The organism is Streptomyces sp. TE5632 (assembly GCF_054061295.1).
Window position 1 is genome coordinate 3,623,480 of sequence record NZ_JBSSEA010000003.1, and the last position, 13,867, is coordinate 3,637,346.

General features: G+C 70.2%; 15 protein-coding genes and 1 pseudogene. 6 read left to right on the plus strand and 10 right to left on the minus strand.

Annotated elements, in window-relative coordinates; translation table 11 throughout:
- Positions 1-15: 15 nt before the first annotated feature.
- Positions 16-606: a malonic semialdehyde reductase gene (locus ACVW19_RS21855; protein WP_109376794.1), complete on the minus strand. Its 591-nt coding sequence runs from the start codon at positions 604-606 to the stop codon at positions 16-18.
- 258 nt (positions 607-864) lie between these two features.
- Here ACVW19_RS21855 and ACVW19_RS21860 point away from each other — a divergent pair, with 258 nt between their 5' ends.
- Positions 865-1,077 carry a DUF4287 domain-containing protein gene (locus ACVW19_RS21860; RefSeq protein ID WP_457461050.1) on the plus strand — a complete coding sequence of 71 codons (213 nt, stop codon included), beginning with the start codon at positions 865-867 and terminating at the stop codon, positions 1,075-1,077.
- 44 nt (positions 1,078-1,121) lie between these two features.
- Here the strand turns inward: ACVW19_RS21860 and ACVW19_RS21865 are convergent, their stop codons facing one another.
- Together ACVW19_RS21865 and xseA are read right to left on the minus strand one after the other, a co-directional pair.
- Positions 1,122-1,394, minus strand: coding sequence for an exodeoxyribonuclease VII small subunit (locus ACVW19_RS21865; protein ID WP_457461052.1), 273 nt, complete (start codon positions 1,392-1,394; stop codon positions 1,122-1,124).
- A gap of 9 nt (positions 1,395-1,403) precedes the next feature.
- The gene (xseA, locus tag ACVW19_RS21870) at positions 1,404-2,612 is read right to left on the minus strand and encodes an exodeoxyribonuclease VII large subunit (protein WP_457461054.1); all 1,209 of its coding nucleotides are present in this window, start codon (positions 2,610-2,612) and stop codon (positions 1,404-1,406) included.
- Positions 2,613-2,740: 128 nt separating this feature from the next.
- Between xseA and ACVW19_RS21875 the strand changes: the two genes are divergently transcribed.
- Together ACVW19_RS21875 and ppgK are read left to right on the plus strand one after the other, a co-directional pair.
- On the plus strand, positions 2,741-3,775 hold the full coding sequence (locus ACVW19_RS21875; RefSeq protein ID WP_457461056.1) for a 4-hydroxy-3-methylbut-2-enyl diphosphate reductase: 1,035 nt from the start codon (positions 2,741-2,743) through the stop codon (positions 3,773-3,775).
- An 80-nt stretch (positions 3,776-3,855) separates the two neighbouring features.
- Positions 3,856-4,602 carry a polyphosphate--glucose phosphotransferase gene (gene ppgK / locus ACVW19_RS21880; RefSeq protein WP_457461058.1) on the plus strand — a complete coding sequence of 249 codons (747 nt, stop codon included), beginning with the start codon at positions 3,856-3,858 and terminating at the stop codon, positions 4,600-4,602.
- A 49-nt stretch (positions 4,603-4,651) separates the two neighbouring features.
- Here ppgK and ACVW19_RS21885 read toward each other — a convergent pair whose 3' ends face one another.
- A complete protein-coding gene (locus ACVW19_RS21885; RefSeq protein ID WP_457461059.1) occupies positions 4,652-5,257 on the minus strand; it encodes a DUF6542 domain-containing protein in 606 nt (201 codons plus the stop codon).
- A 183-nt stretch (positions 5,258-5,440) separates the two neighbouring features.
- Here ACVW19_RS21885 and ychF point away from each other — a divergent pair, with 183 nt between their 5' ends.
- The gene (ychF, locus tag ACVW19_RS21890; protein ID WP_457461061.1) at positions 5,441-6,529 is read left to right on the plus strand and encodes a redox-regulated ATPase YchF; all 1,089 of its coding nucleotides are present in this window, start codon (positions 5,441-5,443) and stop codon (positions 6,527-6,529) included.
- 108 nt (positions 6,530-6,637) lie between these two features.
- Here ychF and ACVW19_RS21895 read toward each other — a convergent pair whose 3' ends face one another.
- The 3 genes and pseudogenes from ACVW19_RS21895 to ACVW19_RS21905 all read right to left on the minus strand — a co-directional run.
- Entirely contained in the window at positions 6,638-7,330 is a 693-nt protein-coding gene (locus tag ACVW19_RS21895) for a tyrosine-type recombinase/integrase (RefSeq protein ID WP_457461063.1), read from the minus strand.
- 86 nt (positions 7,331-7,416) lie between these two features.
- Entirely contained in the window at positions 7,417-7,755 is a 339-nt protein-coding gene (locus ACVW19_RS21900) for a hypothetical protein (protein WP_457461065.1), read from the minus strand.
- 24 nt (positions 7,756-7,779) lie between these two features.
- Positions 7,780-8,061 (minus strand): annotated as a pseudogene (locus ACVW19_RS21905) (XRE family transcriptional regulator); the annotation flags it as partial.
- Positions 8,062-8,346: 285 nt separating this feature from the next.
- Here ACVW19_RS21905 and ACVW19_RS21910 point away from each other — a divergent pair.
- Positions 8,347-9,069: a hypothetical protein gene (locus tag ACVW19_RS21910; RefSeq protein WP_457461067.1), complete on the plus strand. Its 723-nt coding sequence runs from the start codon at positions 8,347-8,349 to the stop codon at positions 9,067-9,069.
- Here the strand turns inward: ACVW19_RS21910 and ACVW19_RS21915 are convergent.
- The 3 genes from ACVW19_RS21915 to ACVW19_RS21925 form a co-directional block, all read right to left on the minus strand.
- Positions 9,062-9,478, minus strand: coding sequence for a hypothetical protein (locus ACVW19_RS21915; protein WP_457461069.1), 417 nt, complete (start codon positions 9,476-9,478; stop codon positions 9,062-9,064). The genes ACVW19_RS21910 and ACVW19_RS21915 overlap by 8 nt on opposite strands.
- A gap of 890 nt (positions 9,479-10,368) precedes the next feature.
- Positions 10,369-10,761: a DNA-binding protein gene (locus ACVW19_RS21920; protein WP_457461070.1), complete on the minus strand. Its 393-nt coding sequence runs from the start codon at positions 10,759-10,761 to the stop codon at positions 10,369-10,371.
- Complete coding sequence (locus ACVW19_RS21925; RefSeq protein WP_327115104.1) at positions 10,761-11,012, minus strand: magnesium transporter CorA family protein; 252 nt, start codon at positions 11,010-11,012, stop codon at positions 10,761-10,763. The genes ACVW19_RS21920 and ACVW19_RS21925 overlap by 1 nt, the downstream gene beginning before the upstream one ends.
- Positions 11,013-11,625: 613 nt before the next feature.
- Between ACVW19_RS21925 and ACVW19_RS21930 the strand changes: the two genes are divergently transcribed.
- On the plus strand, positions 11,626-13,806 hold the full coding sequence (locus ACVW19_RS21930) for a DEAD/DEAH box helicase (RefSeq protein ID WP_457461072.1): 2,181 nt from the start codon (positions 11,626-11,628) through the stop codon (positions 13,804-13,806).
- Positions 13,807-13,867 lie beyond the last annotated feature (61 nt).

A 13,867-nucleotide genomic window follows, 5' to 3' on the forward strand; every position in this document is an offset into this window, starting at 1 on the left:
GTCGCGAGGCGACGATCAGACGGTGGTGACGACCTCGTCGTACTCCAGGCGCGGGCTGCGCGGGAACCAGGCGTTCTCGCCGGGACGGCCGATGTTGACGACCATCAGCGGGGTGTGGTCGTCGTCGAGGAACTCCTTGCGGATGCCCTCGAAGTCGCAGCCGGTCATCGGTCCGGCGGCCAGACCCGCGGCACGGACGCCGACGATGAAGTAAGCGGCCTGCAGGGCGGCGTTCAGGGAGGCCTGGCCCTCCCGCATCGAGCGGTCGCCGGCGAACATGTCCTTGGCCCCGGGGAAGTGGGGGAAGAGCTGCGGCAGCTCCTCGTGGAACTCGTTGTCCGCGGAAAGGATGGCGACCAGCGGGGCGGCGGCCGTCTTGGTCGCGTTGCCCTCGGCCATGTGCTGGACGAGGCGCTCGCGGGCCTCGGGGGAGCGGACCAGGGTGACGCGCAGCGGCGACTGGTTCATGGAGGTCGGGCCGTACTTGACCAGGTCGTAGATCGCCTGAATCTGCTCGTCGGTCACCGGCTCGTCGGTGAACGTGTTGGCGGTGCGCGCCTCGCGGAACAGCAGGTCCTGGGCGGCGGGGTCAAGGACGAGAGACATGGGTGAACTTTCTGAAGGGGGGAGCGTCGGTTCCACACGATCGGTGCGAAACCGTTGACGGGGAAAACGTTACGACAGGGAAGTTCAAAGTTCAATTAAAAGCGGAGTCCGGTGATCTGTTCCACAGGAGGGTCGCTCCGGAGTGACGCACGCCACATCGGTCCGGCGAGCACTTCGCCGGCCGCCCACGGTCTTGAAGGGCAGTACACCGCCACTCGCAGAAGAACCGCCACTCACAGAAGAGAGGACCAGCCCGCCATGACCGACGCCGTCAAGGGCCCCGCCAGCTACTTCCCGTCGATCGAGAAGAAGTACGGCCGTCCGATCGCGGAGTGGAAGGAGCTGATCCGCTCCTCGCCGCTCGTCAAGCACATGGAGCTGGTCACCTGGCTCAAGGCCGAACACGGCCTGGGCCACGGCCACGCGAACGCCCTCGTCGCCCACACGCTGGCCGAGGACAACACCAAGTAGCCCCCCCGCCCGCCGGGGCGGGCGGGGGCGGGCCGGGGCGCGGGCTACAGCTCCCCGGCCCCGTTCTCCGCCCGTCCCGCTCCAGCGGTCTCCTCCGCGAGCGCCGCGTCCAGCCGGGCCCGCGCCCCGTCCAGCCGGCGCCGGCACACCTTGGCCAGCTCCTCGCCCCGCTCCCAGAGCGCGAGCGACTCCTCCAGCGTCGTACCGCCCGTCTCCAGGCGGCGCACGACCTCGATCAACTCGTCCCGCGCCTGCTCGTAACCGAGCGCCTCGGCCTCGGCCGAGGCCGCCGTCGACTGGTCCTTCTTGCTGGTCATCCGCCCACCCTACGCATCGACTCGGACTGTGAACTCACCCTCGGACACCCGTGCCCGCAACACCTCGCCGGGCTCCACCCCGCCCGGATCGCGCACCGCGTGGCCGTCGGCCCGCTGCAGCACGGCGTACCCGCGCTGGAGCGTCGCGGCGGGGGACAGGGCCACCACGCGCGCGTGCGTGTGCGTCAGCTCGGAGGCGGTCCGGTCCAGCTGGTGCCGCAGGGAGCGCCGGGCCCGGTCGAGCAGCGTCGTGACCTCCTCGGCCCGCGCGTCGACCATCCGGTGCGGATCCTCGACCGACGGCCGGGCCAGGGCATGGGCCAGCCCCCGCTCCTCCCGGTCGACGAACGCCTGGACGCAGCGCCGCGCGCGGTCGCGCAGCAGCCGCACCCGCTCGTACTCCTCACCCACGTCCGGGACGACCTTCTTGGCGGCGTCCGTCGGGGTGGAGGCCCGCACGTCGGCGACATGGTCCAGGAGCGGGCTGTCCGGCTCGTGCCCGATCGCGGAGACGACCGGCGTACGACAGGCCGCCACCGCCCGCACCAGCTGCTCGTCGGAGAACGGCAGCAGGTCCTCCACGCTGCCCCCGCCCCGCGCGACCACGATCACGTCCACCTCGTCGACCGCGTCCAGCTCCTTCACGGCCTGGACGACCTGAGGCACCGCGTGCACCCCCTGCACGGCGACGTTGCGCACCTCGAAGCGGACGGCGGGCCAGCGGCGCCGGGCGTTCTCCAGCACGTCCCGCTCGGCGGCCGAGGCGCGTCCGCAGACCAGCCCGATCAGCCGCGGCAGGAACGGCAGCGGCTTCTTCAGCTCCGGCGCGAAAAGACCCTCCCGCGCGAGGGACTTCTTCAGCTGCTCCAGCCGGGCGAGCAGTTCCCCGACCCCGACCGGCCTGATCTCGGCGGCCCGCAGCGACAGCTGCCCGCGCGGGGCGTACCACTCGGGCTTGCAGTGCACCACGACGCGCGCGCCCTCGCTCACGACGTCGGCGACGGCGTCGAACACCTGCCGGTAGCAGGTGACGCCGACGGAGACGTCGTGCGAGGCGTCCCGCAGCGTCAGGAACACCACCCCGGCGCCCGGGCGCCGCGACAACTGGGTGATCTGCCCCTCGACCCACACCGCGCCGAGCCGGTCGATCCACCCCCCGATGAGCCGCGACACCTCACCGACCGGGATGGGCGCTTCCGCAGACGTGTTGAGAGCCATGCCGCGAGAGTAGTGCGCGCCACCGACAACGCAGGCCCTCCCACCCACCGAGAGCGCAGGCCTTCTCGCACACCGGCCCGCACCGCTTCCCGGACGCGATCACCGGCCCGCCGGACGTGGCCCTTACGATGGGACGCATGACCGCTTCGTCTGGCCGCCGTGTCCTGCTCGCCGCCCCCCGGGGCTACTGCGCGGGCGTGGACCGCGCCGTGATCGCCGTCGAGAAGGCCCTCGAACAGTACGGGGCCCCCGTCTACGTCCGGCACGAGATCGTGCACAACAAGTACGTCGTGCAGACCCTGGAGAAGAAGGGCGCCGTCTTCGTCGAACAGACGGAGGAGGTCCCCCCGGGCAACATCGTCATGTTCTCCGCGCACGGTGTGGCCCCCGTGGTCCACGAGGAGGCCGAGCGCGGCCGGCTCGCCACCATCGACGCGACCTGCCCGCTGGTCACCAAGGTGCACAAGGAAGCGGTCCGGTTCGCCAAGGAGGACTACGACATCCTCCTGATCGGGCACGAGGGCCACGAGGAGGTCATCGGCACCTCCGGCGAGGCGCCCGACCACATCCAGCTCGTCGACGGCCCCGAGGACGTCGCCAAGGTCGAGGTCCGCGACCCGTCGAAGGTCGTCTGGCTCTCCCAGACCACGCTCTCCGTCGACGAGACCATGGAGACCGTCGACGCGCTCAAGGACAAGTTCCCCCAGCTGATCTCCCCGCCCAGCGACGACATCTGCTACGCCACGCAGAACCGCCAGCTCGCGGTCAAGCAGATGGGCGCCGAGGCGGACCTGGTGATCGTGGTCGGCTCGCGCAACTCCTCCAACTCCGTGCGGCTGGTCGAGGTCGCCAAGCTCGCCGGCGCCCGCGCGGCGTACCTGGTGGACTTCGCCGACGAGATCGACGAGGCCTGGCTGGAGGGCGTCTCCACGATCGGCCTGACCTCGGGCGCCTCGGTGCCGGAGGTGCTGGTCGAGCAGGTCCTGGAATGGCTCGCGCAGCGCGGCTTCGAGGACGTCGAGATCGTCAAGGCCGCCGAGGAGTCCATCATCTTCTCGCTGCCGAAGGAACTGCGCCGCGACCTGCGCGAGGAGGCGGCGGCGCTGGTGGCGGAGCGCGGCGGCACCGGGTCGGACGGGCCGGGGGCGAACTCCGCGGGGTGACCCCGTGAAGGTTCCGGAGGGTTTTGGAGGGCGGCGGTATCCGGTTCGGTGACCGCCGCCCTCCGGCATACCGTAGGTTCATGCAGATCTTCGGTGTGGACATCGGCGGTTCCGGGATCAAGGGTGCCCCGGTCGACCTGGACAAGGGGGACCTCGCGCAGGAGCGCCACAAGGTCCTCACCCCGCACCCGTCCACGCCGGACGCGGTGGCCGACGGTGTCAAGGAGGTCGTCGACCACTTCGGCTGGTCCGGGCCGGTCGGGGTCACCTTCCCCGGCGTGGTCACCGACGGCACCACGGTCCGTTCGGCGGCCAACGTCGACAAGAGCTGGGTCGACACCGACGCGCGCACGCTGCTCGGCGACCGCCTGGGCGGCATGCCCGTGACGGTGGTCAACGACGCGGACGCGGCGGGCATCGCCGAGGTGCACTTCGGCGCCGGCCAGGGCCGCCGGGGCACGGTCATTCTGCTGACCTTCGGCACGGGCATCGGCAGCGCCGTGTTCGTGGACGGCCTCCTCGTCCCCAACACGGAGCTCGGCCATCTGGAGCTGCACGGCCACGAGGCGGAGAAGCGGGCCTCCAGCAAGGCCAAGGAGGACCACGACCTGACGTGGGAGCACTGGGCGCGCCGGGTGCAGAAGTACCTGGCCCATGTGGAGATGCTGTTCTCGCCGGAGCTCTTCGTCATCGGCGGCGGCGTCAGCCGCAAGTCCGAGAAGTTCCTGCACCACATCCACGGCATCAAGGCCGAGATCGTCCCGGCGCGGCTGCAGAACAACGCGGGCATCGTCGGGGCGGCGATGCGGGCGGCCACGGGCGTGTGACGCCCCGCGGCGGATCGGGCCCGGAGCCTGTTCCGGGCCCGGGAGCCGCTCAGGTCCGGAGCCGGCTCCGGGCGGCGGCCCGGCGGTTGAGCACGCGGACCATCCGCACCCTCCGGCCGAGCACGATCGCACCGGCGACGAGGGTGCCCCCGTACAGCCAGCCGGCCTGGGTGGCGAGGCCGGTCACCATGCCCATCAGCCAGCCGCCGCTCCCGCCGTCGTCGACCAGGGGAAGCAGCCCCAGAGCGAAGGCGATCGGGACGATCACGGGCGCGGTGAGCAGGTCCCCCTCGCGCACCCACAGCGCCGTCAGCACGCACACCGGCAGGAACAGAACGCCGTACACGGTCTGGACCGACCCGAACAGCAGCGCGACGAGGAACCCGAGCGTCAGCATCACGAACCCGCAGAACAGCCCGCCGCCCAGCCCGGTGAGCCGGGGGTTCGGCAGGTGCCGGGGGGCGGGGAGAGCGGGCCGCCGCACCCGGTCCAAGCGGCCCGGCACCGGGCGGCCCGGCACCGGGCGGGCGGCGGGTCGGGCGGACCGCGCGACCCCGCCCCCGGGTGCCCGCCCCGCCTGCGGGGGCAGCGGCGGCCGGGGCGGCCTGTCGCGTCGCGGTCCGTACCGGGCGGGTCGCGTCCTGGGTTGCTCCACTGGACCAACTTAGGTCTGTTTATGTGCCGAATAGCCCGTCAGACACGCCGGGAAGCGAAGATCGTTCAGGCGTTCGACAGGTCGCCGGGGAGGAGGGCGGGCACGCCGTAGACTGGTGGATCGGCCCACGCAGCCCAGTCGTCGGGTCCTCATCCCCCAACCTCACGTACGGGAAGTCGCAACGTGTCGCTCACGATCGGAATCGTCGGCCTGCCGAATGTCGGCAAGTCGACCCTTTTCAACGCCCTGACCAAGAACGACGTGCTGGCGGCCAACTACCCGTTCGCCACCATCGAGCCGAACGTCGGCGTGGTCGGCGTCCCCGACGCCCGCCTGACGAAGCTCGCGGAGATCTTCGGCTCCCAGCGGACCCTCCCGGCGACGGTCGACTTCGTCGACATCGCGGGCATCGTGCGCGGCGCCAGCGAGGGTGAGGGACTCGGCAACAAGTTCCTGGCGAACATCCGCGAGTCCGACGCGATCTGCCAGGTCATCCGCGCCTTCAAGGACGAGAACGTCGTCCACGTCGACGGCAAGGTCTCGCCGAAGGACGACATCGAGACGATCAACACCGAGCTGATCCTCGCCGACCTGCAGACCATCGAGAAGGTCCTGCCGCGCCTGCAGAAGGAGTCGCGGATCAAGAAGGACATCGCGCCCAAGGTCAAGGCGGTCGAGGAGGCCAAGGAGATCCTGGAGAAGGGCGACACGCTCTTCGCGCACGGCATCCTCCAGGGCAGCGAGCGCGCCGAGCTGCTGCACGACCTGCACCTGCTCACCACCAAGCCCTTCCTCTACGTCTTCAACGTCGACGAGGACGAGCTGACCGACGAGGACTTCAAGAACGAGCAGCGCGCCCTGGTCGCCCCCGCCGAGGCGATCTTCCTCAACGCCAAGCTGGAGGCGGACCTCGCCGAGCTGGACGAGGAGGACGCGATGGAGCTGCTGGAGTCGGTCGGCGCGGAGGAGCCCGGCCTCGCCACCCTCGCCCGCGTCGGCTTCAACACCCTCGGCCTGCAGACGTACCTCACGGCCGGCCCGAAGGAATCCCGCGCCTGGACCATCAAGCGCGGCGCCACCGCCCCCGAGGCCGCCGGAGTCATCCACACCGACTTCCAGAAGGGCTTCATCAAGGCGGAGGTCATCTCCTTCGCCGACCTCGTCGAAACCGGCTCGGTCACCGAGGCCCGCGCCAAGGGCAAGGCCCGCATGGAGGGCAAGGACTACATCATGCGCGACGGCGACGTGGTGGAGTTCCGCTTCAACGTCTAATACGTTCGGCGAAAGGCCGTCTGACCTGCGGCGGAGTGGGTTGGGCGGCTTTTGCGGTCCGCACGGAGTCCGCAACGTGCTGGATGAGTCCGGCACGCGGGGAAGCGGTTACGCCGCTTCGTCGACCTGCGGCCGGGCATCGGCGGACTGGTCCGCGTACGCCTTGTCGACGGCGGCCCGGGTCCGCTCCTCGGAGTCGGGCCACAGGTGGGTGTAGATGTTCAGCGTCATGGCCGCGTTGGTGTGGCCGAGACGCTCGGAGACCGTCTTCACGGACTTGCCGTGCTTGATCAGCAGGCTGGCGTAGTGGTGCCGGAGGGCGTGGGGTCCGGTGCCCTTCGGTATGCCGGCCTTCGCGCAGGCGGGCCGCCAGGACCCGTCCATGAAGTGCGTGTAGACCACGGGTCCGCCCTGCGGCGCCGTGAAGATCCAGCTCTCGGGCCCATCGGCGGGGAAGTCCCGCAGGTGGGCCCTCATCGCATCCACCGCCATGCGGGGGAGCGGGACCGTGCGGTGCGAGCGAGCGGTCTTGGGCGGGCAGACGTACACGCCGTGCTTGGCGGTCTGCTGGATCTGCTGCTCGACCGAGACGGTTGCGTGCAGCAGGTCGAGGTGGCGGACCTGGAGGCCGAAGAGCTCGCCGGGGCGGAGCCCGGTGGCCGCGCCGAGCAGCACGAGGCCCTTGTAGCGGGTGGGTATCTCCTCGGACAGCGTCCGCACCTGCTCGACGGCAAGTGGCACGATCTTCTTCCGTGGCACCGAGGGCAGCTTCGCCTCGGCGCAGGGGTTGTGAGGGATCATCCGGTCACGGACGGCCGCTCGGAAGACGGCGTTGACCGTGTTGAAGACCGTCCGTGAGGTGCCGGCGGCCAGCCCGTGCGTGGTGGTCAGCTGGCGACCCAGCTCTGTACGTCGCCCGGCTTGATGGCGCCGAGTGCCCGCTTCTCCCAGGCCGGGTAGACGTAGCAGCGCAGGTGCTGGGCCACCGCCTTGGCCGTGGAAGGCCGGTGCGGCTGGATGGCCCGCCATTTCTCCGCGTACTCCTTGAAGGGCTTCTTCGCCGACCGCGGGTCGACGTACTGCCCGGTGACCAGGCTGGCCGTGACCTCGTCGAGCCACCGCTGGGCGTCGATCTTGCGGTCGAAGTGGCGCGCGTGCTCCTTGCCGTCGAGGTCGCGGTAGCGAGCCCGCCATTTGCCGTCGGGGCGCTTCTGGATGTTGGCCAAGTGGCCTCTCCTTCGTGTCGGTTGTCAGTAGTGACCGCCGTCCTCGATGTCGCTGGTGAGGGTGCGAGCGTCCCGCTCGTCGCCCATGAGGCGGAGGCACTGCTCGTGGATCGCCCGCGAGCTGTCGGGATGGGCCTTGATGTGGTCGGCGATGGCGACCACTGCGTGGTGTAGACGGTCGCGCGCGTCTCGGGCCTCGTAGAACGCTTCGACGGCCTCTTGGACGAGCCGCCGGCTGTCGATGTCGAGCCCCTCCAGGGGTGGGGACATCAGCTCTTCCAGAGGAAGCTCGAAGACGCGGGCGAAGGGGGTGGGGTATGACCCCTTGGACTGGTCACCGGCGACCGCCCTGTCTTAGCAGCGCGAATTCCGCCACGGTTCCAGACCACTCCGCCCCTCAGCCGGCGACTTGCTACAGGTTGTATCCGCAGGTCAGGAGAGTGTCGAGGCTCCATCTCCCGGCGGCCCGAGCGCATAGGAATGGGGGTGTTTGCCCTCCCCGCGACGCTGGGTCCTGGCTGATGAGTCGTGCAGGGGGCGTTCATGGATGCGGAGTCGTCCCCGGCTGCCTCAGGGCGGTTAAATGCTCAGGTGGTGAACTGGGCACGGATGTACGACTGCCACGGGGACATCGATCGCGTCCCCGAGCTCCTGGCGCGCGTCGAGCGCGAGGACGACGCAGAGGCATGGGATGAGCTGGGTTACCGGCTGGTCCTTGAGTGCGACTTGGTGTTCCCCGCCAGTTTCGCCGCACTGCCGCGTCTGGTGCGTCTCGCGTCGCGGAGCGCGCGGGCGCGCGGGCTGGCCGGGACGATCGTGCGGTGCGCGGCAGGGGGCCACGGGTGCGACGATCTGCTGGCGGCCTGCGCCGACGCGATCGCGGAGTTCCGTGAGCTGCTGGATCGGCACCTGCGGTCGCGGCCAGACGACTACTTCGCGACTTTCCTCTACTTGCTCGCGGTGGAAGAGCAGTACCACTGGAGTGCGGTCCTGGGGGACTTCTCGGATGACTTCTACCAGGTCACCTGCCCTCACTGCGCTGCAGAGGTGACGATCGCTATCGGCGATTACGGGCGCTACTCAGCGATCCGGGATTGGCACCTCGGTGACGTGGACCGACGCGGACTCAGGCCGGCGTCCCCAGAAAGCCTTTCAGGCGTCGGTCGGTGGATGCGTGAGACTGCCGTCCGTGATGGGGAAACCGTGCTCGCCGACGGGATCGCCCATCTCTTCGGCCATGCGGAATGTCCGCGCTGTGCCGGCGTCTTCAACATCGCGGATGAGTACGCGTCTTCCAATCGCCCCGTCATGTGAGCGGTGTGTCGGGAGCGAGCGGCTCTCGGCGCGCTCCCGGCTGGTTGTGCAGGATCAGCCATATGCGGGCCAGCCTCTGCGACTGCTTGTCCGCAGGGAGCTTGCGGAGAACGGAGGTGCTCCACTTGTCGAACTTCACGTGGCACGACTTGCACAGCGCCACGTAGCGCGCGGGGTCCGTGCTGTACGGGATGCCCGTGCTGGGGCCGTCCATGTCGCGCCGCTCGTTCGGGTCGCTGTGGTCGTACGCCCACTCGTCCGCCGCCGCGCCGCATCGCAGCCAGCACCAATACCCGCTGGCCGGACCCAGGGTCTTCCGGATCTTCCTGTGAGCCTGTGCGTACTGGTTCGGGGAGAGGTGAGCCGGTCCACGACAGGACCGGGTGCGCCCTGCGGTCACGTTCGTCATGTCGAAGCTCTTCACGTTGCCGCAGTCACAACGGCAGCGAACGAACCGGGGCCGCTCGTCGTAGCCGATCAAGGTCAGCAGTCCCCATCGGTGACCAGGCTTGTACTTCCGTCGCGACGGCGCGCCAGCGGCGGAGCGGCGGCGAGAGGGAGAGTTCGTCATCGACTTGCTCAAGAGGTAGAGCCTCCTTGCAGGCTGGCTTGTTCTACTGGCTTGCAATGTGGCGGCCCTGATGGGCCGCACTTGGGTTAGCGGACGGATCCTTGGACGTCTCTGTGCCCATGCCGCTCTGGTCCCTGCCTGCTGTTAGCCGAACAAGTGGCTGATGCCGCCTTGGCCGTCCGCTCCGTTCCACACCACAGCCCCCAACCAGAACGGGAACCAGAACACCTGCTCCGGTAGGAAGGGGGCGGCGATGAACCAGACGACGGGCAGGACAGCGAACAGCAGGCAGCAGCACCAGCCACTCCTGCCAGAGGCGGACGACTGCCGTGTTGGATTCGTAGACACCACGCGAAGGTAGGCGGTACTCACAATTTGCGTATGAGTAACCGTACTTACGGCGTCAACTACGGTGCTGCTGGGATGCCCGCCGTAGCTGGATGGCGTCCCGCCGGGCGGTGCAGCCGGTCACGTTCACGGAATGCGCGGGCCGGCGCCGCATCGGCGCCGCGGTCCGGGGCCACCGACGGGTCGTGCGGGTCGTCCACCACCGGCCCACCCAGGGGCGACCAGCGGCGGCACCGGCCGCGGACACGTACAGGCCGAATTGGGGTCCGGTCTCGTCCCGCGTGAACCACGGCACCGCCCGGGCTCTCCCGAGAGCCCCGGTCCGGCAGGGCGCTGTGGTGTCGGCTGTGGGGCAGGTCGGCGTGACTGGGGCCGGTATTTCAGACCTTGACGACCTCTACGGAAGGGCCGGACAGGAGCGTCAGGTCCTCGGGGTCGGAAGTGAGGACGGTGACCGGCGGGGGCGCGTTGCGGGCGATGACGGCGAAGGCGGCGTCGATGGCGTACTTGTGGCCGTGGAGATGATGGGTGCGCAGGAGGGCGGCGGCCTCGTCGGTGACCTCCTTGGTGACGTCGTGAACGTCGATGCGGGAGAGGACCCACTTGATGCGGGCCGGGTGGATCCGCTCGTAATCGGCCTCAAGGGTGGTCATGGCGCTGGTGGCCACGCGGATGCCCTCCTCCGATGCCGCCTGGACCAGAGCCACGACGATGCGGTCCTTGCGGTAGAGCTTGGAGAGTCCTTCGCTGTCGAGCAGCAGGGTTCCGGGCATCAGGCGGCGGCACCGCCGGCCTGCCGGTGGTCATGGCGCAGCAGCGCGCGGGCGGCCTCGACCTCCTCGCGGGTGAGCTCGTCGTTGTCGGTCTCGAAGTCGGCGACGATCTCCCGAAGCTTGTCCATGGCGACCCGTTGTTCGAGGGCTTCGGCGACGTAGGCGGAGAAGCCACCGGGCCCGACGTGGGCGCGTACGGCCTCGGCAAGGTCCTCGGGCAGGCTGATGGAGTACTTTCTGCTACTGCTCATGGTGCCGATCCTACCGGTGGTCGTAACTCTGTGGATGCGAATGGCCAGGGCGGCACGGGGGGCTGCCCGGTCCGCAGACAGTCCGCAGTACGGTCGTAAACACTCATCGGCGGCCAACGCAACCAAACGGTGAAAGCGCCGGTCAGCGCCCTGGGCCGGGCTCCGCCGCAGGTCAGGATCAGCCTGCAGACATTCCGCTTCAACGTCTGACGTGTGATGCCATGAGCGGCCGAAAGAGCTGGTCAGGGTAGGAAGTCCCAGGTCAGGGGTCAGATTTTAGGGTCTGGCCCCTTCCTGTCCCCTGGCTGATGCCGGCCTTCTCCGGGAGTGTGCTGACGTGGTGCTGACCCGTCGGCAGGGTGCCCACCGGAGAGCACGGGAGGTCGGACTGTGCGAACGGCGGGGGCGGGCCTCGCCGGCCTGGCTCAGGGGCGAGCGGATATGGGTGTGGGCGTACCGGGGTGGACGGACGGGTCGCCGTTCGGCGAGGCCCGGACCGCACAGCGGTGTCAGGCCTCGGGGTCGGGACGATCCGCAGCGCACCGGGGACGTCCGGCGGGGCCCGGTGCGGGCGGTGGGAGGATGCGGGGAGGACGAGGGAAGGGCGGGAAGCGTGGGGCGGGGTGAGCGGGACACGGTCGCGAGGGGAGCGCGACTGTACGAGGCGGCGCAGGCGTTGGTCGGGGACCACGGAAGCGCGGTGGGGGCGGTGCGGGCGGCACTGAAGCCGATCCACGACGCGGCGGTGCGGCGGGAACTCGACGCCATCCCCGTCGCCCGGCTGCAGGACGTCACCGAAGGACGGCTCCGGCTGGGGGGCGTCGAGAAGAGCGGACTGCGCACGGTGGGCAGCGTGCTCGAAGCGGGTCCCTACCGGTTGCGGCAGATTCCCGGCGTCGGGCAGCGCACCGTCGACCAGATGCTCGCCGCCGCCCGCCGGCTTTCCGAGGCCGCGCACGAGACCGTGGCCGTCCACATCGACGTGGACCGGCCGGAACCGAGCACCACCGCGCTCGTCACGGCCCTGCACGTACTGGTGGAGGCCGGCCCGGACGCCCGACGCGCCGTCGACAAGGCCACCGCACTGTCGGAGCGGCTCGGTCCGTTGCTGGCCGATGCCAGGCCCGCCGCCGGGCGTCTTGGGATGCTCATGGCGGGCCGGGAGAAGAAGGCCCGCGCGCTGGCCGCGGTCGCCGAGCTCCGGGTGCTGGCGGACGAGGAGGAGCAGGCGGACCTGCCCGGGCTGTTCGCCCAGGCTTCGGTGGACCTGCTGCGGGGGCCCTCGTCCGACGTCGCGGCCTGGGTGGACTTCGAGCTCCGCTCGGCCGAGTACTACAGCCTGCTCGCCGAGATCTCCGGGCGGCTGCCCGACGCGGCCGCCACCGAGGGGTTCCTGCCCGACGAGATCGCCGAGCGGGTGCGGACCCTGTATCTCGACGACTCCCGTCGCCGGGTCTCCCTGCGCGGTTACCAGGCGTTCGGCGCGCGGTTCGCCCTCGCGCAGCGCAAGGTGATACTCGGCGACGAGATGGGGCTCGGCAAGACCATCCAGGCGATCGCCGTGCTGGCACATCTGGCCGCCGAGGGGCAGAGCCACTTCATGGTCGTCTGCCCGGCGAGCGTCCTCGTGAACTGGACCCGGGAGATCGAGACCCGCAGCGCCCTGCCTGTCAGCGTGCTCCACGGTCCCGATCGGCACGACGCGTTCGCCGACTGGAAGGGGCGGGGCGGGGTCGGGGTGACCACGTTCGACGCACTGCGGGGATTCCCCGCGCCGGGAGGGGGAGAGATCGGACTGCTCGTGGTCGACGAGGCGCACTCCGTGAAGAACCCGAAGGCCAAGCGGTCCCAGGCGGTCGCCCTGTGGGCGGAGCACTGCGAGCGCGTCCTCTTCATGACCGGAACCCCGATGGAGAACAGGGTCGCGGAGTTCCGCAACCTGGTCCGGATGCTCGACGGCGACGTCGCGGAATCCCTGGGCGAGGGGGACGCGCCGGCCGGATCGGTCGCCTTCCGCAAGGCCGTCGCCCCGGTCTACCTGCGGCGCAACCAGGAGGACGTGCTGACGGAACTGCCGAGTCTCCAGCAGACCGACGAGTGGGAGGAGCTGAGCGCCTCGGACGAGGAGGCGTACCGCGAGGCCGTGCGCGCCGGCAACTTCATGGCGATGCGCAGGGCCGCGTACCTGTGCCCCGGGAACTCGGCCAAGCTGGACCGGCTCCGGGAGATCGTCCAGGAGGCCGGCGAGAACGGGCAGAAGACGGTGGTCTTCTCCTACTTCAAGGACGTCCTGGGCGTGGTGCAGGAGGCGCTCGACGCAGGACCCGCCGACGGCACCCCGGTGTTCGGTCCGCTCACCGGAGGCGTCCCGGCCGGACGGCGGCAGCAGATCGTCGACGACTTCACCGCTGTCCCGGGCCCCGCGGTGCTCCTGGCGCAGATCCAGGCGGCGGGCGTCGGCCTCAACATGCAGGCCGCCTCGGTCGTCGTCATCTGCGAACCCCAGATCAAGCCGACCCTCGAGCACCAGGCGGTGGCCCGGGCCCACCGCATGGGCCAGGTCAGACCGGTCTGCGTGCACCGCCTCCTCGCCACCGGGGGAGTGGACGAACGCATGGTGAGGATGCTGGAGGACAAGACCCGCCTGTTCGACGCCTACGCACGCCGCAGCGCCGTGGCCGAAGCCACCCCGGACGCGGTCGACGTGTCGGACACCGAGTTGGCGCGCCGGATCGTCGAGGAGGAACAGGCACGCCTGGGCCTGACCGACGGGAGGCCCACGGCACCCGAGTGAGCGGCGGGGAGAGCGGCGGCGCCCCGGCCCGGTCGTCGACGGGCCGTCCGCTGCCTGAGAC

Bases quoted from the DNA above. Each gene is read 5' to 3' on its own strand.
- ACVW19_RS21855 (WP_109376794.1), bottom strand. From the start codon at position 606: ATGTCTCTCGTCCTTGACCCCGCCGCCCAGGACCTGCTGTTCCGCGAG.
- ACVW19_RS21860 (WP_457461050.1), top strand. From the start codon at position 865: ATGACCGACGCCGTCAAGGGCCCCGCCAGCTACTTCCCGTCGATCGAG.
- ACVW19_RS21865 (WP_457461052.1), bottom strand. From the start codon at position 1,394: ATGACCAGCAAGAAGGACCAGTCGACGGCGGCCTCGGCCGAGGCCGAG.
- xseA (WP_457461054.1), bottom strand. From the start codon at position 2,612: ATGGCTCTCAACACGTCTGCGGAAGCGCCCATCCCGGTCGGTGAGGTG.
- ACVW19_RS21875 (WP_457461056.1), top strand. From the start codon at position 2,741: ATGGGACGCATGACCGCTTCGTCTGGCCGCCGTGTCCTGCTCGCCGCC.
- ppgK (WP_457461058.1), top strand. From the start codon at position 3,856: ATGCAGATCTTCGGTGTGGACATCGGCGGTTCCGGGATCAAGGGTGCC.
- ACVW19_RS21895 (WP_457461063.1), bottom strand. From the start codon at position 7,330: ATGATCCCTCACAACCCCTGCGCCGAGGCGAAGCTGCCCTCGGTGCCA.
- ACVW19_RS21915 (WP_457461069.1), bottom strand. From the start codon at position 9,478: ATGACGAACGTGACCGCAGGGCGCACCCGGTCCTGTCGTGGACCGGCT.
- ACVW19_RS21920 (WP_457461070.1), bottom strand. From the start codon at position 10,761: ATGCCCGGAACCCTGCTGCTCGACAGCGAAGGACTCTCCAAGCTCTAC.
- ACVW19_RS21925 (WP_327115104.1), bottom strand. From the start codon at position 11,012: ATGAGCAGTAGCAGAAAGTACTCCATCAGCCTGCCCGAGGACCTTGCC.